The sequence below is a fragment of the Streptococcus sp. A22 genome (assembly GCF_043674215.1).
GTDB lineage: Bacteria > Bacillota > Bacilli > Lactobacillales > Streptococcaceae > Streptococcus > Streptococcus suis_V.
The window spans coordinates 1-24,142 of sequence record NZ_JBIMJQ010000009.1 but is presented as its reverse complement, the minus strand read 5'-3'; the positions used below and the strand labels follow the sequence as shown (position 1 = coordinate 24,142).

At 38.4% G+C, this 24,142-nt stretch carries 22 protein-coding genes and 1 other annotated feature; of the genes, 1 reads left to right on the top strand and 21 read right to left on the bottom strand.

Going from position 1 to position 24,142, the window contains the following annotated elements; translation table 11 throughout:
• Window positions 1–73 precede the first annotated feature (73 nt).
• From rplT to ACHBHN_RS05200, 5 genes are all read right to left on the bottom strand, one after another.
• A complete protein-coding gene (rplT, locus tag ACHBHN_RS05220) occupies window positions 74–433 on the bottom strand; it encodes a 50S ribosomal protein L20 (RefSeq protein ID WP_105110910.1) in 360 nt (119 codons plus the stop codon).
• Between the two features lie 52 nt (window positions 434–485).
• Window positions 486–686, bottom strand: coding sequence for a 50S ribosomal protein L35 (rpmI, locus tag ACHBHN_RS05215; RefSeq protein ID WP_024375714.1), 201 nt, complete (start codon window positions 684–686; stop codon window positions 486–488).
• A gap of 27 nt (window positions 687–713) precedes the next feature.
• On the bottom strand, window positions 714–1,220 hold the full coding sequence (infC, locus tag ACHBHN_RS05210) for a translation initiation factor IF-3 (RefSeq protein ID WP_105110911.1): 507 nt from the start codon (window positions 1,218–1,220) through the stop codon (window positions 714–716).
• Between the two features lie 40 nt (window positions 1,221–1,260).
• Window positions 1,261–1,389, bottom strand: a sequence feature (ribosomal protein L20 leader region).
• A 26-nt stretch (window positions 1,390–1,415) separates the two neighbouring features.
• The gene (gene cmk / locus ACHBHN_RS05205; RefSeq protein ID WP_394733750.1) at window positions 1,416–2,093 is read right to left on the bottom strand and encodes a (d)CMP kinase; all 678 of its coding nucleotides are present in this window, start codon (window positions 2,091–2,093) and stop codon (window positions 1,416–1,418) included.
• An 8-nt stretch (window positions 2,094–2,101) separates the two neighbouring features.
• Window positions 2,102–2,632, bottom strand: a complete 531-nt coding sequence (locus ACHBHN_RS05200; RefSeq protein WP_394733749.1) for an SAG1386/EF1546 family surface-associated protein — start codon at window positions 2,630–2,632, stop codon at window positions 2,102–2,104.
• A 48-nt stretch (window positions 2,633–2,680) separates the two neighbouring features.
• On the opposite strand from ACHBHN_RS05200, the gene ACHBHN_RS05195 reads away from it, so the two are divergent.
• Entirely contained in the window at window positions 2,681–2,875 is a 195-nt protein-coding gene (locus ACHBHN_RS05195) for a ferredoxin (protein WP_105110914.1), read from the top strand.
• On the opposite strand, the gene ACHBHN_RS05190 is transcribed toward ACHBHN_RS05195, so the two are convergent.
• The 16 genes from ACHBHN_RS05190 to ACHBHN_RS05115 all read right to left on the bottom strand — a co-directional run bounded on the left by ACHBHN_RS05190 (window position 2,843) and on the right by ACHBHN_RS05115 (window position 23,769).
• A complete protein-coding gene (locus ACHBHN_RS05190) occupies window positions 2,843–3,352 on the bottom strand; it encodes an EbsA family protein (protein WP_125265819.1) in 510 nt (169 codons plus the stop codon). The two genes, ACHBHN_RS05195 and ACHBHN_RS05190, sit on opposite strands and share 33 nt — an antisense overlap.
• Window positions 3,353–3,498: 146 nt before the next feature.
• Window positions 3,499–3,753 carry a hypothetical protein gene (locus tag ACHBHN_RS05185; RefSeq protein WP_394733748.1) on the bottom strand — a complete coding sequence of 85 codons (255 nt, stop codon included), beginning with the start codon at window positions 3,751–3,753 and terminating at the stop codon, window positions 3,499–3,501.
• Window positions 3,754–3,781: 28 nt separating this feature from the next.
• Entirely contained in the window at window positions 3,782–4,723 is a 942-nt protein-coding gene (locus ACHBHN_RS05180) for an Rpn family recombination-promoting nuclease/putative transposase (RefSeq protein ID WP_105161123.1), read from the bottom strand.
• A 186-nt stretch (window positions 4,724–4,909) separates the two neighbouring features.
• Complete coding sequence (locus ACHBHN_RS05175; RefSeq protein ID WP_394733747.1) at window positions 4,910–5,839, bottom strand: glycosyltransferase family 2 protein; 930 nt, start codon at window positions 5,837–5,839, stop codon at window positions 4,910–4,912.
• Between the two features lie 37 nt (window positions 5,840–5,876).
• Window positions 5,877–8,255 (bottom strand): alkaline phosphatase family protein, encoded by a 2,379-nt coding sequence (locus ACHBHN_RS05170; RefSeq protein WP_170242596.1) that lies wholly within the window; start codon window positions 8,253–8,255, stop codon window positions 5,877–5,879.
• Window positions 8,227–9,741, bottom strand: a complete 1,515-nt coding sequence (locus ACHBHN_RS05165) for a hypothetical protein (RefSeq protein ID WP_394733746.1) — start codon at window positions 9,739–9,741, stop codon at window positions 8,227–8,229. The genes ACHBHN_RS05170 and ACHBHN_RS05165 overlap by 29 nt, the downstream gene beginning before the upstream one ends.
• 29 nt (window positions 9,742–9,770) lie before the next feature.
• Complete coding sequence (locus ACHBHN_RS05160; RefSeq protein ID WP_394733745.1) at window positions 9,771–11,018, bottom strand: glycosyltransferase family 4 protein; 1,248 nt, start codon at window positions 11,016–11,018, stop codon at window positions 9,771–9,773.
• Window positions 11,019–11,035: 17 nt separating this feature from the next.
• Window positions 11,036–13,027: a rhamnan synthesis F family protein gene (locus ACHBHN_RS05155; protein ID WP_170238843.1), complete on the bottom strand. Its 1,992-nt coding sequence runs from the start codon at window positions 13,025–13,027 to the stop codon at window positions 11,036–11,038.
• A gap of 19 nt (window positions 13,028–13,046) precedes the next feature.
• The gene (locus ACHBHN_RS05150) at window positions 13,047–14,711 is read right to left on the bottom strand and encodes a rhamnan synthesis F family protein (RefSeq protein ID WP_170238842.1); all 1,665 of its coding nucleotides are present in this window, start codon (window positions 14,709–14,711) and stop codon (window positions 13,047–13,049) included.
• A gap of 2 nt (window positions 14,712–14,713) precedes the next feature.
• Window positions 14,714–15,793, bottom strand: a complete 1,080-nt coding sequence (locus ACHBHN_RS05145) for a glycosyltransferase family 2 protein (protein ID WP_170238841.1) — start codon at window positions 15,791–15,793, stop codon at window positions 14,714–14,716.
• Entirely contained in the window at window positions 15,768–16,979 is a 1,212-nt protein-coding gene (locus ACHBHN_RS05140) for an ABC transporter ATP-binding protein (protein ID WP_170238840.1), read from the bottom strand. Before ACHBHN_RS05140 ends, ACHBHN_RS05145 begins: the two co-directional genes overlap by 26 nt.
• Entirely contained in the window at window positions 16,979–17,785 is an 807-nt protein-coding gene (locus ACHBHN_RS05135) for an ABC transporter permease (protein ID WP_105161116.1), read from the bottom strand. The genes ACHBHN_RS05140 and ACHBHN_RS05135 overlap by 1 nt, the downstream gene beginning before the upstream one ends.
• A complete protein-coding gene (locus ACHBHN_RS05130) occupies window positions 17,782–18,717 on the bottom strand; it encodes a glycosyltransferase family 2 protein (RefSeq protein WP_394733744.1) in 936 nt (311 codons plus the stop codon). Before ACHBHN_RS05130 ends, ACHBHN_RS05135 begins: the two co-directional genes overlap by 4 nt.
• Window positions 18,707–19,861, bottom strand: coding sequence for a beta 1-4 rhamnosyltransferase Cps2T (gene cps2T, locus ACHBHN_RS05125; RefSeq protein ID WP_394733743.1), 1,155 nt, complete (start codon window positions 19,859–19,861; stop codon window positions 18,707–18,709). The genes ACHBHN_RS05130 and cps2T overlap by 11 nt, the downstream gene beginning before the upstream one ends.
• A gap of 123 nt (window positions 19,862–19,984) precedes the next feature.
• Window positions 19,985–20,530, bottom strand: a complete 546-nt coding sequence (locus ACHBHN_RS05120) for a glycoside hydrolase family 73 protein (protein ID WP_257104284.1) — start codon at window positions 20,528–20,530, stop codon at window positions 19,985–19,987.
• Window positions 20,503–23,769: an N-acetylmuramoyl-L-alanine amidase gene (locus tag ACHBHN_RS05115; RefSeq protein WP_394733742.1), complete on the bottom strand. Its 3,267-nt coding sequence runs from the start codon at window positions 23,767–23,769 to the stop codon at window positions 20,503–20,505. The genes ACHBHN_RS05120 and ACHBHN_RS05115 overlap by 28 nt, the downstream gene beginning before the upstream one ends.
• Window positions 23,770–24,142: the final 373 nt, after the last annotated feature.

The window sequence follows — 24,142 nt, the reverse complement described above, 5'->3', positions numbered from 1 at the left end:
TCTCTAGTATAAACGATGTAACTTAAAAGAAACTAAAACACAAAAAGACTTCCAAAAGGAAGCCTCCTGATAATTACTTACCAAGTTTTGCTTTTGCAGCGTCTGCAAGAGCTGTGAAACCTGCTGCATCGTTTACTGCGATATCTGCAAGCATTTTACGGTTCACTTCGATTTCAGCCAATTTCAAACCGTGCATCAATTGTGAGTATGATAAACCGTTCATACGAGCTGCCGCATTGATACGAGTGATCCACAATTTACGGAAATCACGTTTTTTCTGACGGCGGTCACGGTATGCATAGTAGTAAGAGTTCATTACTTGTTCTTTCGCAGTGCGGAACAAGAGGTGCTTAGCACCGTAGTAACCTTTAGCTAATTTTAAAATACGTTTACGGCGTTTACGAGAAACAACGCCACCTTTAACACGTGCCATTTAATTTTCCTCCAAATAATTCAAATAGTAATTATGCAATACTGATGCGAGATTAGCGCATTTGTGTAAGCATTGACTTGATACGCTTAAAGTCACCAGCATGTACCATACCTGCTTTACGAAGGTGACGACGTTGTTTTTTAGTTTTACCGTGGAAACGGTGTGAAGTATAAGCGCGGAAGCGTTTCAATCCACCAGAACCTGTACGTTTAAAACGTTTAGCTGATGCGCGGTGAGTTTTTTGTTTTGGCATTTTAATTCTCCTTTTAGCGTAAAAAGCTTATTTTTTATCTGAAGCTGGGGCCAACTGCATAAACATTTGACGACCGTCCATCTTAGCGCGTTGTTCGATAATGGCAATATCTTGAGTTGCTTCGGCGAACTCAGCTAATACTTTCGCGCCAACTTCTTTGTGGGTAATCATACGACCCTTGAAACGGATCGAAACCTTGACCTTATTTCCTTTTTCAAGGAATTTACGGGCATTACGAAGTTTCGTCTCGAAATCCCCTTTGTCAATAACTGGACTTAGACGCACTTCTTTGACAGTGACAACACTTTGTTTCTTGCGTTGTTCTTTCTGTTTCTTCTGATACTCAAATTTGAACTTACCGTAGTCCATAATTTTAGCAACTGGCGGTTTAGCTTGCGGTTGAATCAATACTAAATCCACATTTGCCTGATCAGCGATGGCCTGAGCCTCATTGAGCGGTTTGATTCCCAACTGTTCACCCTCAAGACCGATAAGACGAACTTCACGCACTCGAATTTCATCATTGATGAACAAATCTTGCTTTGCTATGGCTTTTCACCTCATTTTATTTTTTTCGAGAAAAACGAAACGGACTTGCTACACAAGTCCGCACTACACCATTATTCTTTCCGAAGAAATCTTAATCCGTAGGGCCAGACAACGTTAGTCGCAAGGCGAGAAGCTCTCACTTCTGCTTTTCTCAATACGACCATTCTATCATGTCCTACACTACTTGTCAAGGATTTCTTTCGCTTTTTCTGAAATAAATTGCACAACACCTTCAATAGAAACACCAGTTGTATCAAAGGTAATGGCATCTTCTGCTGCTTTTAGTGGTGAAACTGCTCGTGTACTATCTTTCAAGTCACGGGCCGCAATCTCCTCTTTCAAGGTTTCCAAATCCGTCTCAATGCCACGCGCCTTATTTTCCTTAAAACGGCGAAGGGCCCGCTCTTCAACAGAAGCAATCAGAAAAATTTTCAACTCTGCCTGAGGCAAAACAACTGTGCCAATATCACGACCATCCATGACAATGCCACCTGCCTGGGCAATTTCTTGCTGGAGTTCGACCAATCTTTCACGAATAGGAGCCAATGCTGCCACCCAAGAAACATTGTTGGTCACGTCGTTATCACGAATGGCTAGACTGACATCCCGTAGACCGAGGAACACCAGTTGCTGGCCGTCTTCCGAACGGCCGAATGAAATCGGATGCTGAGCCAAGAGAGCTAAAATATCGTCAACCTTGTCAGCTGTCAGTTTATTTTCCAGGGCTAACAGTGTAACGGCACGATACATAGCTCCAGTGTCCAAATAGGTATAGCCAAAATTTTTCGCAATAATTTTTGCCACAGTCGACTTTCCGCTCGAAGCAGGTCCGTCGATGGCGATTTGAATTGATTTCATAATTCCTCTTATCTAATACGTACTACATCTCCTGGGTTGGCCCACCAAGTACCACCAGGTCCCACCATTTTTTCTGGATTCAAGCGTTCCAACTCAGCCATAGAAATCCCTGCTCGGTTGGCAATACTTGCAAGACCTTCGCCAGGTTGGACAGTTGTGGTTGTACCATCTCCACGATCTACCAAATCGGCAGCGGAGCTTGCCTCTGTTGATGATTCCTCAGTGGCTGCTTCTGTAGTCTCAGTCGTTTCAGTTGCGTTTGCATCTTGCTCAGATGAACTCGAAGCTGCAACCTGGGCATTCTCAGCATTATAAAAACCTTCTGTCGAGTCAGTATTACTGCCACCTGTAGACAGGTAAATAGCCAAAATGATAATGGCCAAAAGGAAGAAAACAAAGATTGATGCTAAAATAGTAAACAAGCGACTACTCGCCATCATACCTACTTTTCGATTTCTACGACTTACTGACACTTGCTCATCCTCAACTTCTTCCAATTCTTCTTCAAAAAGTTCATCATTCCATGGTTCTTGTGACATTGATAGCTTCTCCTTGTATTTTTTTCCTATTATGTTTACAATTATTCTATGAATATTAGACTGATTCCTGAAAAATGTATCGCCTGTGGTCTATGTCAGACCTACTCGCCCTTGTTTGACTATGATGATGACGGTATCGTTATTTTTAGCCATACTGAGGCTTTAGAAACAAGCATTCCAGCTGATAATCAGGCTCTCCTGGCTGCAAAATCATGCCCCACCAAGGCTATTCTTGCGGAGTGATTTCGCTTCATCTGAATAGTAGACTTCAAAATAATCCTGCTTGACCAAATGGTCGACAAGCTCTATTTCGCCTTGAAATTTGGGATGAAGGGCTAAGGCATTGATGAAGTATTTCTTAGGCCACTTCCTCATGCAGAATGTTAGCTCCTCGGCTTCATTTCTCCTACAGATACTGATAGATAAATAATTGACCTTGACCTTGCTGATGGAAGCAATGTCAATTTTTTTATTCTTAAATAGATTTGCTGATGCGATATATAGATTTTCATCTTCAATGAGAAAGTACCGATGACTGCCTAAAATCGCTAAGACAATCGTCGCAAACAGCAAGAGAAAAATGATAAATACCTGGCGACTTCTCTCCAAAATGAGGGATAGCCCTAGAAAGAGAGGAACCAAGGACAGGGACCAATAAATCATCGAGGTCGCAAAATCCGGTTGCCAATGGTATCTTAATTTTCCAAATAGTCGGATCATTTTATACCTCCTTTTTCTATTTTAGCACAAAAATGAGGATTTTCCTATGGAAAATCCTTAAATTGTGTGAAATTATTACAAAGAGATTGCGATTGTGTTACAGAACGGATGACGTTGTCTAGAGAAACACACCTGTCCAGCACAGATTAACTGTGACTCGTCGCCAAGTTCAAAATATCGGCAATGGACAGACCTGTTCCTTGAGACATCTGGTCAACTGGGACTCCCATAGATAAAAGGTTTTGTTCAATCTCCATATTACGGATGATAACTCCCTGTTCGATTCCTTGCTCAATCCCCTCCTGCAAAGCCTTTTCACGCACAGCCTCCTCATGGCGGGTGATACCTGAATGAATTTCCCAAAAATGGTTGGATGCGTTGCGGCTCCACTGGTCTATCATGTCTACTTCCTCCTTGGTCATGGTAATCTCAAGACAGCTGTTGAGTAAGTTTTTGAACCAAACTCAAGTCCAAACCAACGAAGTCAGCTATCTGCATAGGACTACGACCTTGCTGTAACATACGACCGATCATACTCAATTGCCCTTGTTCGATTCCTTGTTCAATTCCTTGCTCAATACCAAGTTCAATCCCCTCTTTCAAGGCTTTCTCACGAACAGCCTCTTCATGGCGGGTAATACCGGAATGAATTTCCCAAAAATGGTTAGATGCATTGCGATTCCATTGGTCTATCATGTCTATTTCCTCCTTGGTCATTGCATTTCTGTCGAGCAACTGCTCGGCCTTATCTATAATAGGTGTCGGTCGTTGGCTAAAGCCTCGGTTAGAGAAAAACTCCAGCCAGAGTCGTTGTTTGTCGTCCAGCATGCTGTCACGGAACTTTTTCAGCTCGATAATCACCATTTCAAACGGTTTCTTGTACTGTCCAGTTTCACCGAAGGGCTGTTCCAGTACTTCGCCCGTCTGACTGTCCGTAATGATAAAAGAATGAATGGGACGATTGTCATCAAAATAACGGCTGGCAACAAGCGCTATCGAATAGACCGGCATGATTTTTTCATACATATCGTGGGTCTTGTAAACCTTCTTGCGAACATTGGGCAAATCCTTAACCAAATGCTGGCAAGAATAGGTCCAGAGCCGCTTGATGAAGTTCTTCTGGTAGGCCACCTGAATCTCGATAATGACCTGGGTCTGGTCCTCCATGAGAGCCAGAATATCCACTGTGGTGCTGAAAAATCCCTTCCGTTCGCGCTTGAGGTCTGCGATAGTACCATTCAAAATCTCAACAGACTGGGGGCGAAAGCCCAGAAAAGTTTCGATAAAATCAATGGTAATCTCATGGTCGCTAAAAATTTTCTTAGCAACAATATCAGCTAAGGGATTAATCTTGTGGCGGCGTTTTGACAAATGAGTATCCTCCGAATTTAGTTCTACTACTTACATAATTCGAAAAATACTGGCAGTTTCTAAAATTATTTTATCATAAATGGAAGAAAATGTAAAAAATGAGAAAGTAAATAATAATAGTTCTTTCTCATTACATATACTTTGAAATTACCTAAGAGAGCTAGTTTTTGACAGGTACAACAAATACTATAAATTTTGTTCCTTGATAATATATATGGGACGTTTTTTAGTTTCTAAAAATATTTTTGCAATATATTTTCCTATTATCCCAATAGCTAACAGTTGAATTCCACCAATAAATAATATAATTGAAACGGTGCTTGCCCAACCTGTGATACTGCCACCAATAGTGACTTTGCGAACGACAACAAATAAAATACCCAAAATCGACATTAAGAACGATGATATTCCAGCCCAGACTGATAAATTTAAAGGTGCCTCCGAAAAATTAATGAATCCCTCCAAAGAATAATTTAATAAACTCCAAAAACTCCATGACGTTTCACCAGCGATTCTTTCCCTGTTCTCATAACTGATATAGTCTACTTCAAACCCTACCCAGGAAAATAATCCTTTTGAAAAACGGTTGACCTCTTGAAGTTCTAAGATACTATCAACTACCTGTCTTGTCATCAGACGAAAGTCTCTGGCTCCATCGATCATCTCTGTATCCGAAACTTTATTAATTAATTTATAGAATAATTTCGAGAAAAAGGAGCGAATCGGTGGTTCACCTGAGCGATCTGCACGACGAGTTCCCACAACGTCACAACCACCCTTTATTTTCTCATACATTTGGATGAGTAATTCTGGCGGATCTTGTAAGTCCACATCCATCACCGTAATGAAATCTCCCTTGGCGTGTTCTAAGCCAGCCAAAAGGCCTGCTTCTTTCCCAAAATTTCGCGAAAAGGAGAGATAGTGCACATTATCGAAGTCCTGTGCAACCTCTCTGAGGATCTTTAGAGTCGCGTCCTTAGAACCATCATTAACAAATAAATATTCAAAAACAAGTTCATTAGACAACTCTTTTTCAACTTCTTTGGTTGCAGCTAAAAATGGACTGATAGTTTCTTCCTCGTTGTAACAAGGAATGATGATTGATAGTATTTGCATAAAAATATTCCGTTAAAATTATTAGTGATGTAGAAAGTTATGGTATTTCAAAGAAATTCTCATTCAATATGTAGCCATCACCCAAGCTCAAATCATATTGAATCATTTGGAGATCTAGCGAAATTTGCTCTCCTTCTTTAGTATTCTCGTATTTTTGACCCGAATTTGTATCAAGATATTCTGTCATTAGGGCATAATAAGGAGAAACTTTTGAGTTTGTTTGTTTAAATAGTAAGGCGCTAAAATCACTAGAATTTACCAACGGATAGTTCAACTTTGGTGTTTCAAAATTGCTCCAAATAAAATATTCTGTTCTAAATTGGCTATCCGGATTGTCCAAAAACGCTTCTGATGGATACAAACCGGGCAAATGATCCCCATAAAAAACTACTGTTATCTTTTTTTCAATTTTCTGCAACGAATTTAGAAACTCACGTGTAGCAGTGTCTGTGTTTGATAATAATCGTGTATAGGCTAGCAAGTCATTGTTTTGACTTTCTGTAAAACCTTTACCTTCAGCAGTAATTGGTGAGTCAATTAATCCCCACGGCAAATGACCTTGCATAGTGATTACGGAAAAAAATTGACTCTGTGTTGTAGAAATGCGTTCCAGCACGTTATTGTAGACTGTCTCATCCCCAATGTTATTACCGACATAGGCAATATTATCAAATTTTTCAGCTGTTCCCGTTTGAAAAACTTGATGCTTAAAGTTTAATTCAGTATATACTTTGTCACGTTGATAGTTTTCTGCATTTAATGGATGCAAAACATACCGCATAGTTGGATCGAATGAATCGCTGATAGACGGCAAGTAATGTAATAGAGGTACAACTTCTAAATTAATCACTGAAACAGCTGGAGAGTAATTATAATAAGGTAGGCTAGTTAATGTTTGAATCTCCATATTAGCTGTACCACCACCATAGTGATCCGAATGCATTTGCCCCGAAGTATATTCTTGCTGGATTTTCCTGATTTCAGGAATCGGATCTTCAGAAATTGACAACATAGGTAATTTTGTTGGATCCGAGAAACTCTCGTTTAAAACATAAATTACAGTCTGGTCAGAAATTTGATTTGTCCGTTCTAAATTCATATTTCTTGCGACATTCTCATATTTCTTAGCTATTTCTGCAATCGCTTCTTTACTGTAACCAGCGGGTTCATCCATCACTTTCTTTGTCCATTGTTTAGTCCAAACATACATCAAAGATTTATATCTGGCATTGGTTGAAAAACCGAACCATGTGATATTTGCCCAATTGTTTAAGGTCGATACTACAGGAATTCCGTTTACGATTTGGGAATTATGCTCATTACTAAAAACGTATGAGATTCCACTAAAGAATAATAATGGAATAATAGCCAATCCGACTCTATATTTCAAATTTTTTAAAATTTTTCCAGGCAATATCCACTTTCTTAACAATGAATACAACGCCATTAGACAAAAAATGGCAGTTATAGCGGTTAAAAGAACACGAAAATTTAAAAAACTTACTAAAAATTTGACTTCTGTTACCCAGACAAAATCTGTAATCAGAAGTGGTTCACTGCGCATTTGCTCTTTTAGAAAATTGACAACAGATATAGTTGAACCTATGATGACAATGATGAAGGATGGAATCAAAAATCTATTAAAAATAAAATAGATTAACGTGAAAAATAAGAATAATACTAGAATCTGATAAAGCGTAGCTCCCGGAAAAATATATTTTTCCAGCAGTATCGCTTCATCCTTAATCCCATATTGAATTGTACCATTGAAAAAAATTGCAAACAGGAGTGCAGCCGAATAAATCAATTGAACCGACGGTTTATTAACCAACAAATCCCTATATCCAATAATGAAAGTATAAGAAATAAAAACAAATATAGCATAAATAACCAAAATGGTTATTAACTTCAATTCTGCTATTTCATTCATACTACTTCTAATTCCTGAATATTCCATCATAATACAAGCCAACATAATAGAATTGAATAAAGCAGTTGAAATATGAGGGACTGTTTTTATATTATTACAGAAAAATTTTCGACAAGTAACGATAGTTAAAATACTAATAATAAGATTGGGAAAATATCTCAATTGTAGCAACTGATTTTCTCTGAAAGAATAGAAATCAAAGGTGGGATTATTTAATTCTCTAGTAGCTACTATGTAATAACCTGTTACAGTTATCAATAGAAATCCCCAAATTATTTCCATCAAGGACGCCCTATCAAAAGACTTCGAGACCAAGACACCAAGAACTATGGAACAAAAGATTGCAAAAATATGGAAAATAGCTATTTTATCGGTAAAATCGCTAAAGGTTAATTCTATTAGCGAAGGAGAAATTGACATTACTCCTATGACAATAGCAAATATATTCTGAACTATTTTATATTCTTCTATTCTGTTTTTTAACATTTTTTATTGTCCGTAACACCCTTTCATATCCTATTGAGGAATTCCAAAGAATAGCAGGTAAAAATTGTATCAGGTACCTGCTCCTTCCACCCTCAAAAATCATCAAAAAAAGTATCCCTCCAAAAATGGTTATTTGGACCCATAAATTTAAGGAATTTTTAAAATCTGGGAAGAAGATACTGTAGATAACCATGCCCAAAATGATAACTATCCAAAGTATTTGAAAAACAACAGAATAAGGGGAAAAATCAGAAAAGTTTACTAAAATTAAGCGCCGTAATTTCTGAGCTATGCCCGTATTGGAGAACCTATTTGGAATCATGTTTTCTTCAAGTAATACATTCTCTACTTGCCAGCCCATTAATCCTTCGGCAGTGATATAGTATAGTTTTTTATCCAGATGATGTTTCCAATCAGACAAATCCATTTTTGCTACTCTTTGTTTGATTGATTGTATAAATATTTGATTACGTTCAGGGCCAGCCGCATTCACTACTTCTTCAGATAATTCAGCATGCGCTGCACCAGTAGAAGTCAAACCTAAATCTACAAAGTAGAACATTGTCCGACTTTTCCCCTCTTCAAAAGGAACTACATACTCTTGATGTAAAGTAAATTGACTGAGAGAGTTTATTGTCATAAAACTTAAAATAGTCAGTCCGGCTAAAGCAAAATTCTTGGCAAAGCTATGGTTTTTTATCTGTAATAATTGATAAACTAGAACAATGACCCCTGAAATCGCATATATAAGCAATGGAGCCCTGAGCCCATAACTTAAGCCCAAAATGATTCCCAATGCAATCGAAAGTAACAGTTTGATTGTGTAACTTTTTGCTGTTACTAATTGGTAACCAACGTAGAAAATTAATGTACCAAAGAAAAATGCAGGGCTATCAGTATAGGCCTGAAGAAATTGAGGTGAAAAGCCAACAAATACTACCAATAAATAAAATAAAAGATTACTGCTGTTTGGTAACAGGCGCTTGCGTAGATTATCCAATAAGAGTATTGCAATATCAATAAATGCTATATTGAACAGAATAAGTCCATGGATCAAATATCGTTTACCAAATAAGTAAAGCAAACATTTTTCCCATATTAACAACATATAATTGTTCGGATTTACAGAAATATAATTCAATAGTTCTGCCCCAGTCTCCCCAATTGCGATACGATAAATCGTTCCGGGGTCTGCAATCGGGACTATTGGCATAGAGACGAGTAACAAACATTGCCAAAGCAACATGAGACAGAATACGAAGGCTTTAATATGTTTTAAAATGGCTATATTCTCTAATGTCTTATTTCGACTAATCAAACAATATGTCAAGAAAATTAGCAATGCCAAAACAAAGAAAATGATTTTATGTTCAATAGTAATATGTTCATAAAAGACATTTGTAAAATAAAACTTTACACTATTAACAAGCATCAAGATGACAACTATTCCAAAGATAACATTCCCAAATTTTAATAATCGTATCATTTAAAACCTTTTCTACACTTTGAGAGGACTCATTCCATTCTTTGACGAATTCTTGTCAAAAAATGACTTAATTTTCTACCCAAAATCTCTAGTTTTGTTTTTCTAGTTAATCCAGTAAGCAAAAATTCTATTGCTTGCATGCTTTGATTTGCTTGACTATCTCCGTGTTCTATTTGAGCTACTATATTTTGATAAGCAACTTCTGGGACATAGCGTTTTAAGACGTGCGATTGATAAGCAATAGCTTCTACTTTTTTTTCTTCAAAGACTTCAAGACTATCCTCTATTTGTTGCTTCAATTGCGTAATTTCTGTAGCAGGGTACAATGTTGGGAGTTCAAACAATTGTTGCACGGTCTTGTGACCTAAATTATCCGAGGCAATTACAGGTATGCCATTTAAAACGGCTTCAATATAGACCAAACCAAAGGTTTCTGTCTTTGATGGAAAGACACAAATATCTTTATCTGTAACCAAATCCCAAGGATTATTTTGGTAACCTAGAAACTGTACATTCGTCAAGCTATTCTTTTGGATGTATTCGTCACATAAATTCTTGTATTCATCATCCCAAGGACCAATAAAACACAGTTCAATATCCTGTCTGTCTAATTGATGATATGCCTTTAATAAGGCTAACTGATTTTTTCTCTCATTTATTCTCCCAATGGATACTAATCGAGTTTTTTCTCCTTGAGAAAGCTTTTTTTTAGGAGTGACCCTTGTATAAGGAATAAAACCTTGGATTTCCTTGTCAGGAACAAGTTTCTGCCATACTTCCTTTAGATTACCATCCACCGTGAAAATAGCATTGGACATCTCCACTACAAACGGAATTTTTTCTTTATAGTAAGAAAATTCATCTTCGGGAAATTCATGGATCAACCAATAATGAGGTGTGTTGGTGAGACTGGCTGCAATTGCACCTAGAAAAACATTTACAGTATTGGAAATAACCAAGTCAATCTTCTCTTCATGGATAATATCTTTAATTCTAAAAATGGCATTTTGATACTCTAAGGTTGCTGTTTCCATATCATTAATGATACCACCAGGTGCTTCTGGCCACCACCATTTTGCAAGTGAGATGCTATATAAAGTGATCCCTCTACTTGACATCTCCTTTTCATAATCACTTCTAAACTGTGAAGCTCCGTCTTGAACGACATTGATAATACGATACCCTTTTTCTTGGAGGAGCGCCATCAATTGAATAATTGATAGTTCTGCTCCATTATCCAAGGTACCCGTAGGAGAAATAAATAATATATTTTTCATCAAATGGCCCCTTATTTTCAAATTTCCGCACGAACTGTTGAAGTTGTACAATTTGCTAAAACAAATTGATAAGCCTGCTCAGCCATTTGATTTCTATACTGTTCATTCACTACCAATTCTTCTAATTTATTGTACCACTGCTCAGGTAAAGCTAGAACTCCTGTTTCTCCATCTTTTATCATTTCCTTAAAGGAACCAATATTACTTGCAACTGTAACAACCTTAACTGCTGCTGCTTCTAGCCATTTAATTTCTGATTTTGCCTCATTAAACAACGTTTGTTTTAACGGTGCCAGATTAATATCCATTTGTCCAATCAAATCAGGAAGTTCTTCCCAATCTACATACGGATGAACTACAATCTGATTTCCAAATTTTTCAATATCTGCAGGAATATCTAAATGTCCAGCCAAATGAAGTTCAACATTTTTGAAATTTTCCAGTATTTTGATGAGAGCTGGCTTTATCATTTCAAAATTTTCATTGTGAGTAATCGAACCAGAAAAATAAGCTATTTTAATAGTCTCATCTGTAATTTTTTTGCTAATGGCCTTATTGCTCAAATGTATCAATTTCTCTGAGAGTACATTACGATGGATAATAACTTCTGATTTTTTCTTCTCTAATTCTGTCTTCAAATGCTCGGTCGAGGTAATCACTGCGTCACATCTCCCTAGCATATCACCATATTGCTGGACAGCAGCATCATAACTTGCTTTTTCTTTTTTGGAAAGGGATTGTGTGTATTCTAATTGATCTGTGTACTTTGTATCAAAAACCAAATCATCAATATCGTAATAAACCTTCCGCCCAAGTTTTTTCATGATAGAAATCAGCTTTAATAATTTTTCAGATTTTGTAGCACGATAAATAATAACAATATTTGCATGTTTAGCATCAGGAATGATGAATGACGAATGGTTTACAACTTTTACATCATATCCTTGCTGTTTCAATTGCTCGGCCTTATTCAATACACGATACCGTGTACATTGAGGAATAATATTTTCAACCCCGTCAATAATAAGAATTTGATTTTTAGTTTTTGATGATGTCTTGTATTTTTCTATAATATCTTCCAAAATATGAACTGGAAAATCCGTCTCCTCTTCTATATATTTGAGAAGTTCTGGAATTTCCGACTGCCTTTCCAACTCTTGCCATAAAAATTGATGATCATCAAAATTTGCTAGTGCAGAATATTTTACAAGTGGCATGCCATCGCGAATTGCTCTCAAAGGATGAATATAGATTGGGCTATCCGTTCCATCTTTTACAACCGCATCATAGACATACCCACGATTTGAAAAATATCGTGTAAATACCGTTTCATGTCGCCCAATAGCTGCATTGCGTGAACTTGTATCTGGTAAATTTTGCCAATAATGATAAAACAATTTATCACTTAAAAGACTATGTTCAATAACTAAGAAATAGCTTTGCAAGTGTTCAGGAATAAATCCATAAGGGTTCATACCTGTAAAATCGGGTTGTACCTCACCAAATGACATACCCCAGAAATCCAATTTTTTGGAATCCATTCGTTTGAACACCTCTGCTAAATCAGATAGGGGACCAATATTTGTATCATTTACTAAGAGAAGTTGGTCAAATTGTTGAAGTTCTTGATAAGAAAGAGATAAAATCCCAAATTGAAAAGCTCCTGCGTCGTAGCCTTTATTTTCTCTCTGTTGCACATTGCCATATTTTGCCAAACGTTTCAAATCATTTTCGGGCAGTGTTCCATTGACAACAATTTCAACCCTATCCGCCAAAGGTAAAAGACCTTCCAGAAATAAAACTTTATACTCTTGCAATTGTTTCTCAGATTCAAATATGGTATAAATTAATAATCTTTTTGGAAACTCATAGTTATTATCTCTTACTATATTCCTAAAACAACGAATAATAGATGCCCTGATTTTTGAAATAAGGCGAATAGTTTTTCTTTTTAAAATCATTGGAATTTTTTTCACTTTTATTAAAAGTGCTCGAGCGCTCGAGGCCATATTTTTATAAAACTCCTTATTATCTATGGTAAATTTGATAAAATCTCAATATTATTTTTTTCAATTCGTATTTTATAAGTGTTCTCATTGGTGAAAATAAATAGTCACACTTATTCCAAAAATTCATCCTATCAAATTCTTTTGGCTGATGTTCTGAACTATATTTTTCTCCCGCATGTCGAAAGATTGCAGGTAGATATTGGCTATTCGCCACGATAGCATAGTCCATATCTATTCCCCACAGGATATACACTGCAAACCTACAATTCATTTTACAGTTTGCTAACTGACTTAAACTTTCTGTTCTCAACCAAAAAGATTTGTGAGGTGGTTCAATGAATTCTGTTTCTTCTGCAATCACTAAGTTTTTCTGTTGCTTTGCTGCTTGCCACTCCTCGTGTAGTTCATTAAGTAGTTCTTTATTCGAAAGAGGATATTTCAGTTGCTGATCCATCGGCAAATCGGCAAATACTAAGCCTAATCGGAGATTTTTTCTAAAGTTTGTTGCAACAACATCAATATTTGCCAAGAGACTATTATGAACTTCTTCAATACTACGCTGCTCATAAAAACCATTACTACTATCTATGGTAAATACACCCACAAAATCAGTCTCTTTTAAATCATCAACTAATTGCCAAAGTAATCTGTTCTTGAAAAATTGCACACTTTCAAAGCGGTTAAAATCTACAGTTGAAAACTGTTCAGCAGCTACATTATCATTTGTTATAATGAATAAATCCGTACAGTATGAAATTTCGTCTAGTTTCTTAATTATATTATCAAATACTTCATTCCTATCGGAAGAAATAAAAATTACGATAGCAATTCGTTCATCTCTGACTTTTTCTGGATTTCCTTGCAAAAGCTTGGTCCTTCCTAGGTAAGCCGGAGTGGGTAATAAACTATTGGATAGATGATTGGTAATTAAATCTGTTGGATAGGCGGAAATCATTTTTATCTTGTCTAATAAATAAGGCGCCTGGGCAAAGTTATTTGGAAAAGCTTTAACTTTAATCAAGGGAACTTTATTATCTAATAGGATTTCTGGGCTAACAATCGTCAAATTAAAAGTATACTTATTCTGTTGTACATTATTTTCGATAAGGCTACTATATTTAAAACCTTTTTCTTTAAAATAAGTAGTTAAGTAAATCTCACCAAATTCTATCGCCTCTTGGACCGTCGTAAAATTCCTTATTTTCTCCCAAAATTCTACAAAGTACTGGGAGCTTATTAAACTTTTCTTAAATACAATAAAATATGATTGTAAATGTTTAGGGATAAAATTCCTGTCTGGTAGCATAGCTGGGTGGCTTGTCATCCCCCAAAAATCAATATCCTGCTCATCGTAATACTCATAATGTGGCAACAAGTCCCAAAGTGGTCCGTAGCAAGTGTCGTTCATAATAGTAACCGAATTGTAACTGGAGACTGTTTCAAAGCCAAGTAGAATCAAGCCGTCCTTCCAGCCAGCAAAATCAAATCCCTCATTTTTACGTTGTAAAAAGTAGTCGATTTGGACCGCTTTAGTCAACTCCTCATAATCAGATGATAAAATTTGACTATTACTAATGAAAATCAGCGTGTCATATATGTGCCTTATCTGTTTTAATTGGTAAACAACATGATCATCTACTTTATTGTGTTGATTATAATGAACATACAGTAGTAAACGTTCCACTATTATCTCCTAAACAAACTTAAAATCTTACTAATCCATTTCCATCTTTTTGAATTGAGTATCATAGTCAATTCTGTACTAACCTTTGAAAGCTCATCGTTAATAGACTTGTTCTTACCAATTAACTCATTGATTTCCGTTTCAAGTTGTGTTTTTTCACTACTTATCGTTGCTAATTGCTCACCTAAACTTCGGATGTGATTTTTCAATTCATTTTCAGTAAGTTTTTGCTGATGCACAATCACTTCTCTGGAATAAACTTCTTGAAACAAGTATTCTGAAAGTTTATGTATATTGGCATCTTGATATTTAGCAAGGAATTTTAACTGCGTCTTTAGTAGGTTTTGATGACGATGAATGAATCTTTCTAAGTCGACCGGATGCGAATCACTTTCATAACCCAAACGATAGACTGTGGTGCTATCATTGAGTGTAATTAGTTGAGTTTTTTGAAACAACTCTAGCTGTAAATTAAAGGTATCATCGCTTGTTTCTAAGTCTAATGTTTCATTGATAGATAACATCAATTTAGTTTCTATCAACCATGTGGAAGACATCGTGAAACCTTTGTAAGCTAGCATCTTTTCATAGGAATCCATTCGAACAACTTGCTCATTTTGAAAAGCACTCTCAAATACAAGCTCACCATCAGGTTTAATAATATCAAAATCAGTATTACACCACAAAGAGACATTGCTTTGTTCAAGTGCATCATATTGCTTTTGTAACTTTAGTGAATCCGTCCAGTAATCATCTCCATCACATCTAGCAATATATCTCCCACTAGCTTTATTACATGCATCAACCCAAGTTTTTGCTATGCCTTGATTTTCTTCATGAAAGAAAGCCTTTATCAAATATGGGTAGTTATTGGCATACTCGCTAATAATTTCTTTTGAAATATCGGTAGAACAATCATCAACTAGTATGATTTCAAAGTCCTTACTAAATTCCTGCATTAGAAAACCTTCAATAGTTTCTCTAATCCACTGACCTTTATTAAAATTTGTACAAACGATTGATATTTCCATTGTTGTCCCTAATTTTTCTGAGTTTCTAGTTTTGTCTTGTCCATGAACCATTGCGTTTTAATAATCCTGTTGATGAATCCAAAGATGATTTATCATTAATGTCTAAGTCATCGCGGTTCAGCATAATAACTGGAATTTTTTCCCTGTCAATATATGCCAAAAGCTGACCATCCTCATCTCTTACCGTCAATTCCAGTTTCATTTTCAAGTCATTTAAATTATCCATATAACATTCATAAACAAAGGATTTGAAACCAGTCCCTTGAGTTAAATCATCCATTGTATTATCGTTATATATCCAAACGCCTCTATCTATATCTGTAAAAGAAATAGCTACATAGGTTGGAATATCTTTCAAAACAGTATATGAAACCTTAAACCTCACTTTGCCTGCTTGTGAAATTCGATATTCAGATAAAAATTCCAACTCTAAATTATCGATATAGACATTCTCAGTTTCAGTATCAGTTGACACTTCATCAGCATCAATGACTTCGGTATTGTCAAAGCTATACTGATTGGCGACATTGAACGGATCGCCGTACGCCTTCACCTCACCGTCTTCAATCAATACTGCACGGTTACAATACTTCTTGACTGCCCCCATATCATGGGTTACCAATATCGTAGTTTTACCGCTTTTCTTACGTTCTAAGAAATAATCATTACACTTCCGCTGAAAGGCTTCATCTCCAACTGCTAAAACTTCATCCAAAATGAGGATATCACCCTGTGCCTTGATGGCTACAGAAAATGCCAAGCGAACCTGCATACCGCTGGAATAGTTTTTGAGTTTCTGATTCATAAACTCTTCTAACTCTGCAAAATCTACAATATCATTATACATTGCATCAATTTCCTCAGTGGTAAAACCGAGCATAGCACCATTCAGATAGACATTTTCCTTACCTGTTAGCTCTGGGTTAAAGCCGACACCGAGTTCGATGAAGGAAACCAATTTCCCATTGACCGTTACCTTACCTGTCTCTGGAACATAAATCTGAGAAATAATCTTCAGAAGGGTTGATTTGCCAGAACCATTGCGGCCAACAATCCCAAAGAAATCACCTTCTTCTACTTCAAAGGTAATATCTTTGAGGACATGTTGCTCCTTGTAACCCTTAATTCCCTTAAATCGATTAACCAGTGCTGTACGCAAGCTCTGTGTGCTTTCTGTCGGGAGCTTAAAGTATTTCCCAACATGCTCCACCTTTACAGCTATTTTTTTATCAGTCATTATAAAATCTCCGCAAAACGCTTAGCATTTTTAGTAAAAATCGCATAACCAAGTATAAACACCACTATTGGAAGGACATATGGAATAGCTACAATCGCTGGATTGGCAACCAAATCACGAATGGTCATACTACCAGAATAGATAATATAGTGACGCAAATCTTGGATAATTTGTGCGATTGGATTGAGCATCATAAACTTGGCAACTGTTTCTTGACCACGCTGGATGATGAAAGTAAGCGAGTAAATGATTGGTGTCGCATACATACCAGCCTGCAAAAAGACTTCCCAGATGGGACCGATGTCTCTATATTTTACAAATAATGTAGATAAAATAAAGGCAACTCCTGTCGCAAGCAAGACCAGCTCAAAAAATAGGGGAATAATCACCAAGATAGACCAAGAAAATGGAACTCCGCTGATGAGGGCAAAGGTCAAGACTACCAAGAGGTTGATAGCGTAGTTGATAGACGCTCCCGCAACAGATGAAAAAACAATAATTTCCTTAGAGAAATTTAATTTTCTCAGCAAATCCCCACGAGAAACAATTGACATCATACCCATACTAGTCGCTTCTGTAAAGAAATTCCAGGTCACCATTCCCAGCAAAATACTAACCGCATAGTGGGGTGTTCCATCATCAAATCGAAGAAAACGGACAAAGACCAAGTACATAATCGCAAACAAGAGCAAGGGCTTCAATATTGACCACAAATGCCCAATCAAGGATCCCTGGTATCTTAATTTAAAGTCTGTCTTGACCATTTCCCGCAGGAGAATTTGGTTTTCTTTGTTGAATAAATTCATGTTCTTTCCTTATAAGCAAATTTTGTTAGGATGAGGCTGGTAAATACCAGTGTGTGAAAGGCTTTGTTTTTCCTCAATCCATATGTTTTTAATATTCGGTAGCGTTCTGGCGTAGGCTTATCCATTATAGTCACAAAGGCCTCGACCAGATTTCTATCGGTTGGCGCCAAAGGCAGAGCCAGCAGATGACTTGCTTGCTTTTGACTATTGCGAATCAAATCCCAGTAAACGGAGAAAAGTACATGAGGCCGAATCCATTTTTTAAATCGCTTGGACAGGGTTCTAGCTCCCAAGACATTTTCAGCATGCTGGCGGTACAATTCCGTCGGCTGGTCAACGTAGACTAATTTTCCAAAAGCTGTGGCCAGCAAGGCCAGATACCAGTCGTGCATGAGAATGTCGTCTGTCACCGTCCACAGTTCAGCCAGAGCGTGGTTAATCATGCTAGTTCCGCCTGTCACTGTATTTTCAGTCAATTCTTGAACCAGCTCGGTATTGGCATGATGAGACTGGCTGCGAATCATACTTTCATTCATGACCTGCAAGTCTTGGTTAACCACCTTTAAGTCTGTGTAAACCATGAGTGGCTGGTCTGCTGGATAGGCTTGAGCCGTCTCCAAAGTCACCTGTAGTTTATCTGGTAACCAGACATCATCCTGATCACTGAAAAAATACACATCAGCCCTCTGGTATTGCACCAAGGCGTGAAAACTTTTGATGACGCCTAGATTTTCGGTGCTGTCGGGATTGATTAAGTGAATCCGGCTATCCTGCTGGGCAAAATCAGCGATAATTTCACGTGTCCTATCCCTAGAGCCATCGTCTCGTATCAAGAGCACCCAGTCCGTAAAGGTCTGCGCCTGAATAGAGCGGATTTGCTCTGCTAAAAACTCCTGACCATTGTAGGTCGACATGAGTATGTTAACGTTCATGTAAAAATAATTCCTCATATTGTTGGACAATCTTCTCCCAAGTATAGTCCATTCGCATGTGCTCTTTGGCAATCTGCCCTAGCTCCACTGCTTCTGCTTGTCCATCAATTTGGTTGATTAGTTGGGTCAGATTTCCACTTTCCTTGGTCCAATAGCGAGCGCCATTTTGTGCGACTTTACGATTGAAATCCACACCTAAAACAAGATTTTCATTAGTTTGAGCTAGCGCCTCTAAAAGACTTGGATTGGTTCCACCCACTTCATGCCCATGAATATAAGCTCGACATTCCTGCCGCAGATACTTGAGTAAATCCTGATCATAGACCGTCCCGATGAACTTGATTCGCGCATCTCTCTCAAAGCCCGTTTCTTCCTTTAGCTTTTGGAAATAGGCAGAGCCTTCATGATTGGCTACGATAACCAAATCACGCTGGGTGCTCGACTTCATGAACTCCTTGATAGCTGTCGCGTAATTATTTTCAGGAACAAAACGCCCAATAATCAAATAATAATCCTTTTCGCGGATGGACCAGTTAGCAAAAGCCTGTCGTACTTGCTCTGATTGGCTTGTCAGACTGGTCTGACTCAAATCAGTCCCGTAAGCGATAAATTTGGTCTTAGTCCCCGGATAGGCTGATTGAATATAGTCCTCTATGCCTTCATTATCTGCAATGATGAGATTGGCCTGCTTGGCCATCGCTTTCTCAGCATGTTTCAGATAAGCCTGCACAGGCTTAGGCCATTTGGCACGTTTCCATTCTAAACCATCCGGATTGACAAATAAAATACCGCCAACATCCTTAATTTTCTTGGCAAACGGAGCTATGAAACCACCTATGGTATTTCCCAAAATATAAAAAATCGGGGACTGCATCTGCTGGTCCTTGACCAAGCGCAAAGCGTAGGAAATGGCCATCATGTCATAGGCTATGACACGAGCCGGACCTAATTTAGGAGGATTGATGGTAAAACAATCCGCCCCCAAATAAGCCGAATGCTCCTGATGACTGGTATCGGACAGACAAGCCACATGGTATTGTATATTTTTTGATTCTTGGTGACTGACCAGTTGCTGGACGAAGGTCTCAAAGCCACCATACTTTGCAGGCAAGCCACGGCTACCTATAATAAAAACGTGTTGCATAAACCTCTCCATTTAACTGCAGTTCTTTCTATTATAGCATTTTTTCAGGTAATCCGCTATTTTGACATTAGGCAACACAGAAAAAGCCATCAAAAATGATGACTTATCCTACGGGTAAAATCCTTAGTTATCAAACTTGTTCAATCCATATCTTTGAATCAAGGACAGCAATTTTTCTCCATATTTTGGGTCTGTTGCATAGCCTGATTTTTGCAAAGCAGCAATTGCCGTTTGATAATCTTTGGCCTGGGTATAGGCTCTGTAATTTTGTGTTCTCCAAGGTGATGACGTAAAGAATTTACTGTAATCTTGGATACTTTCTGATACGGTGTTATAGGCTCTAAAATGTGCCGTTTCCTGGACTGCTTTTCCATTACGGAACTCTGTCGTTTGTTTTGATACCGTCTTACCTTTCCAAGAGGCGTCTGCCTTGATTCCAAAAAGGTTGTTCCCTTGGGTAGCCAATTGAGATGTGCCCCATGCTGACTCAAGAATAGCCTGGGCCATTACCACACTCGGAACTAGACCCGTGGTTTTAGCAGCTGATACAAGACTATTGATAAATAATTGTTGATTTTTTGATGTCTGAACAAGAGTGTCATTAGATGACTGACGGTGATTTGCGCCTTGTTCAGAAACAACTACTTTCCCCCAACTGCACCATACCATTCATTGATTCCTTGCGCTAAAGCTTTTGCCAATCGAACATGATAAGAATCTTGTTTGATTTTTTGAAGCTCTGTTGGATTATCCATGAAGCCCATCTCAACAAGAACAGCAGGAATTGCTGTCTCGCGAAGTACAGCAAATGTATTTCGTTTTACACCTCGGTTTACCGCACCAGTCTCGCGAACCAGGTTGGCTTGAACCTTATTAGCAAGAACCTGACTCTCTGCTAATCGTGTTGGATCATTATGCTTGGCTTGATTGATTTTTGGTTGGTACTCAGGATAAGCTTGATACCAGTAGGTCTCAATACCACTTGCATTAGTAATTCCCGCACCAGTGGCATTGAAGTGCAAGCTAACAAACAAGTCCGCATTACTTTGATTTGCACGACGAGAACGTTCTGTAACAAAGTCAACATAAGCATCACCTGTACGCGACATCAAAACGTTGTATCCCATTTGCAATAGATTATTTTTCAACTTGTTTGCAACTGACATAACAAGATTTTTCTCATATACTCCGCCATAAGACGCCCCTGAATCTCGACCACCATGACCTGGATCAATAAAGATTGTCTTTGAACGAGCAGTCGTTGTCGTTTGAGGAGTTGTTATTGCAGGTGTCGTTGCAGGCGTAGAAGGTTGGGACGGTTTGGCTAGTTGCGATGCTTGCGAGGTCGTTGATTTGACATCATGTTTGGTAGTTAGAAGTGTGTCTAGCTTCCTAGTCTGGCTATTCTGTCCATAGACAATCATATTGTAAGTGCCAGTGTCGTTTTTATGATCCTTAGTCGCCACTGCAAAAGTGTATTGACCGTTTGACTGACGGCTAGCACGGTAGACCTTCATATCATCCTGACCACCATTAGCTGACCATACTGGAACTACAACACTGGAAACTGTTGATGGAACATTAGAAAGTGCCACGTTGAAACCTGTTGCTGTATTGGTAACACTAGCCGATACCTTACCTGCGATAACAGTTGCTTTTGGCGTTTCGGCCGGCTTGGTTACTGCAGGTGTCGTGGCCGGTTTAGAAGTTTCGACTGGTTTGGCTACTGTTGGTGTAGAGACCGGTTTAGAAGCTTCGGCTGGTTTAGATACGGCTGGAGCAGTCGATGATTGACTGGTAGCTGAATAGTTATGACTGCCACTGAGGAGGGTATCCAGCTTCCTAGTCTGAACATTTTGTCCGTAAACAATCATATTGTAAGTGCCAGTGTCGTTTTTATGATCCTTAGTCGCCACTGCAAAAGTGTATTGACCGTTTGACTGACGGTTAGCACGGTAGACCTTCATATCATCCTGACCACCATTAGCTGACCATACTGGAACTACAACACTGGAAACTGTTGATGGAACATTAGAAAGTGCCACGTTGAAACCTGTTGCTGTATTGGTAACACTAGCCGACACCTTACCTGCGATAACAGTTGCTTTTGGCGTTTCGGCTGGCTTGGCTACTGCAGGTGTTGTTGCCGGTTTAGAAGTTTCGGCTGGTTTGGCTACTGTTGGTGTAGAGACAGGTTTAGAAGCTTCGGCTGGTTTAGATACGGCTGGAGCAGTCGATGATTGACTGGTAGCTGAATAGTTATGACTGCCACTGAGGAGGGTATCCAGCTTCCTAGTCTGAACATTTTGTCCGTAAACAATCATATTGTAAGTGCCAGTGTCGTTTTTATGATCCTTAGTCGCCACTGCAAAAGTGTATTGACCGTTTGACTGACGGTTAGCACGGTAGACCTTCATATCATCCTGACCACCATTAGCTGACCATACTGGAACTACAACACTGGAAACTGTTGATGGAACATTAGAAAGTGCCACGTTGAAACCTGTTGCTGTATTGGTAACACTAGCCGATACCTTACCTGCGATAACAGTTGCTTTTGGCGTTTCGGCCGGCTTGGCTACTGCAGGTGTTGTTGCCGGTTTAGAAGTTTCGGCTGGTTTTGGCGCTGGGGTTGTTGCTGGCAGACCTGCATGTTTCTTATAATAGTCAGAAATTCCTTTGACAATTCCATCAACCAATTTTTCCTGATAAGCTGCGGACGAGATTTTTGCTGACTCTGCACTATTGGACATATAGCCCAACTCTAGCAAGACCGCGGGAGCAGTCGTCTCACGCAAGACCTGGAAAGTTCTCCGCATCACTCCACCGTTTCGAGCACCAGTATTGGTAATTAGATTAGATTGGATGCTGTTTGCCAAACTTGCACTCAAATTTATGCGCTGAGCATCATTGTGATACTGGCTATTGATTCGCGCAGGATACTCTGGAAAATACTGATAATAGTAAGTCTCAATCCCATTAGCAGAAGGAGACGTCGAAGCATTAAAATGAATACTTACAAAAATATCTGAAGAAGTTCGATTGGCTTTTTCAGAACGCGGCAATAAACCAACAGAGCTATCTGCCGTTCGAGTCAATTCCACTCGGAAACCTTGCGCTTCAAGCTTTGATTTTACACGATTCTGAATCTGTAGGTTCAAATCCTTTTCATTTTTACCAAAATAAACAGCACCGGGATCACTACCACCATGTCCTGCATCTAAGTAGACAACTTTATTGAAGACATTGTACTGCCCTTGAGATGCTGAACCACCGGATACTGATGTCGTAGATGCGGATGGCTGAACAGGAGTATTTACGGGCGTTGTCGGCGCAACCGTTCCTACAGAAACATAGCGTCGATTTCCGCCATAAGAAATGTAACTTAACCATTTATGCTGGTCCGCAGTTACCACACTGTCATAATTAACCGTTTGCCCCTTTTCATAGCGTGCCAAATCTGGACTTGAAATCTTTGGCTCACTCTTAACACCTGTAGCCTGAGTAAAGACATAACTACCTGAAGGTGCTACATTTGGGGCTACTGGTTCTGTTGATGCTACAGTTGGCGTCGTTTGGCTTGCTTGATTTGAAACAGCTTGGGTGTTCCCTGACTGTGGCATCGATCTCAAAGAGGTCGTTCCTGTCGTGTCAGTTGGTTGAGTCACTGCTTCCGCTGTCGCTTCTGTGGTTACCGTAGTTTCTGTGGCAGCAATAGGATCAACTGAAGGAGCAGTCGCTACCGTTGATGTTGAAGGCGTAATCACTGGACTAACATCCGACGAAACCGGCACTTCTTCAGCAGATGCTGTTTGAGTGGCCATAAAGGACACGCTTGCCAATAAAACAGAAGCAGCACCAAATGAATACTTCCGAATCGAAAAACGTTGTTTTTGATCAAATTTCATATAAATCTCCTATGTGTACAAACATATCTATCAACAATCACAAGCTAAATCTGGTCCCAAAACGTCCATATCAATTCGACACCACATTTTGTTGTGAGCACAAAAACTTCTGCCAACATTCTACCATATATAGAAAAAACTTGCAATGATAAACAACTATTCTGTAACTATTATTTCGTTTAAACATTCTACTACAAAATTTGCTGCCTACAGAACCTCTTTTTTTAAAAATCAACGAGAACCTCAGTTTGGTAAAGGGCTATTTTTTACATAAAAAATAGCCTGAATACAGGCTACAGATTGAAGACAAACACTTAAGAGGCGTTTGTCTTTTTCTGTTTATTGGTCTGATAGTCGGTCTTTTTGCCAGAAT

What these genes read in the sequence shown, in the direction of transcription:
- rplT (WP_105110910.1), bottom strand. Translation starts at nt 433, where the DNA reads ATGGCACGTGTTAAAGGTGGCGTTGTTTCTCGTAAACGCCGTAAACGT.
- rpmI (WP_024375714.1), bottom strand. Translation starts at nt 686, where the DNA reads ATGCCAAAACAAAAAACTCACCGCGCATCAGCTAAACGTTTTAAACGT.
- cmk (WP_394733750.1), bottom strand. Translation starts at nt 2,093, where the DNA reads ATGAAATCAATTCAAATCGCCATCGACGGACCTGCTTCGAGCGGAAAG.
- ACHBHN_RS05200 (WP_394733749.1), bottom strand. Translation starts at nt 2,632, where the DNA reads ATGTCACAAGAACCATGGAATGATGAACTTTTTGAAGAAGAATTGGAA.
- ACHBHN_RS05195 (WP_105110914.1), top strand. Translation starts at nt 2,681, where the DNA reads ATGAATATTAGACTGATTCCTGAAAAATGTATCGCCTGTGGTCTATGT.
- ACHBHN_RS05190 (WP_125265819.1), bottom strand. Translation starts at nt 3,352, where the DNA reads ATGATCCGACTATTTGGAAAATTAAGATACCATTGGCAACCGGATTTT.
- ACHBHN_RS05185 (WP_394733748.1), bottom strand. Translation starts at nt 3,753, where the DNA reads ATGATAGACCAGTGGAGCCGCAACGCATCCAACCATTTTTGGGAAATT.
- ACHBHN_RS05175 (WP_394733747.1), bottom strand. Translation starts at nt 5,839, where the DNA reads ATGCAAATACTATCAATCATCATTCCTTGTTACAACGAGGAAGAAACT.
- ACHBHN_RS05170 (WP_170242596.1), bottom strand. Translation starts at nt 8,255, where the DNA reads ATGTTAAAAAACAGAATAGAAGAATATAAAATAGTTCAGAATATATTT.
- ACHBHN_RS05165 (WP_394733746.1), bottom strand. Translation starts at nt 9,741, where the DNA reads ATGATACGATTATTAAAATTTGGGAATGTTATCTTTGGAATAGTTGTC.
- ACHBHN_RS05160 (WP_394733745.1), bottom strand. Translation starts at nt 11,018, where the DNA reads ATGAAAAATATATTATTTATTTCTCCTACGGGTACCTTGGATAATGGA.
- ACHBHN_RS05155 (WP_170238843.1), bottom strand. Translation starts at nt 13,027, where the DNA reads ATGGCCTCGAGCGCTCGAGCACTTTTAATAAAAGTGAAAAAAATTCCA.
- ACHBHN_RS05145 (WP_170238841.1), bottom strand. Translation starts at nt 15,793, where the DNA reads ATGGTTCATGGACAAGACAAAACTAGAAACTCAGAAAAATTAGGGACA.
- ACHBHN_RS05140 (WP_170238840.1), bottom strand. Translation starts at nt 16,979, where the DNA reads ATGACTGATAAAAAAATAGCTGTAAAGGTGGAGCATGTTGGGAAATAC.
- ACHBHN_RS05135 (WP_105161116.1), bottom strand. Translation starts at nt 17,785, where the DNA reads ATGAATTTATTCAACAAAGAAAACCAAATTCTCCTGCGGGAAATGGTC.
- ACHBHN_RS05130 (WP_394733744.1), bottom strand. Translation starts at nt 18,717, where the DNA reads ATGAACGTTAACATACTCATGTCGACCTACAATGGTCAGGAGTTTTTA.
- cps2T (WP_394733743.1), bottom strand. Translation starts at nt 19,861, where the DNA reads ATGCAACACGTTTTTATTATAGGTAGCCGTGGCTTGCCTGCAAAGTAT.
- ACHBHN_RS05120 (WP_257104284.1), bottom strand. Translation starts at nt 20,530, where the DNA reads ATGGTATGGTGCAGTTGGGGGAAAGTAGTTGTTTCTGAACAAGGCGCA.
- ACHBHN_RS05115 (WP_394733742.1), bottom strand. Translation starts at nt 23,769, where the DNA reads ATGAAATTTGATCAAAAACAACGTTTTTCGATTCGGAAGTATTCATTT.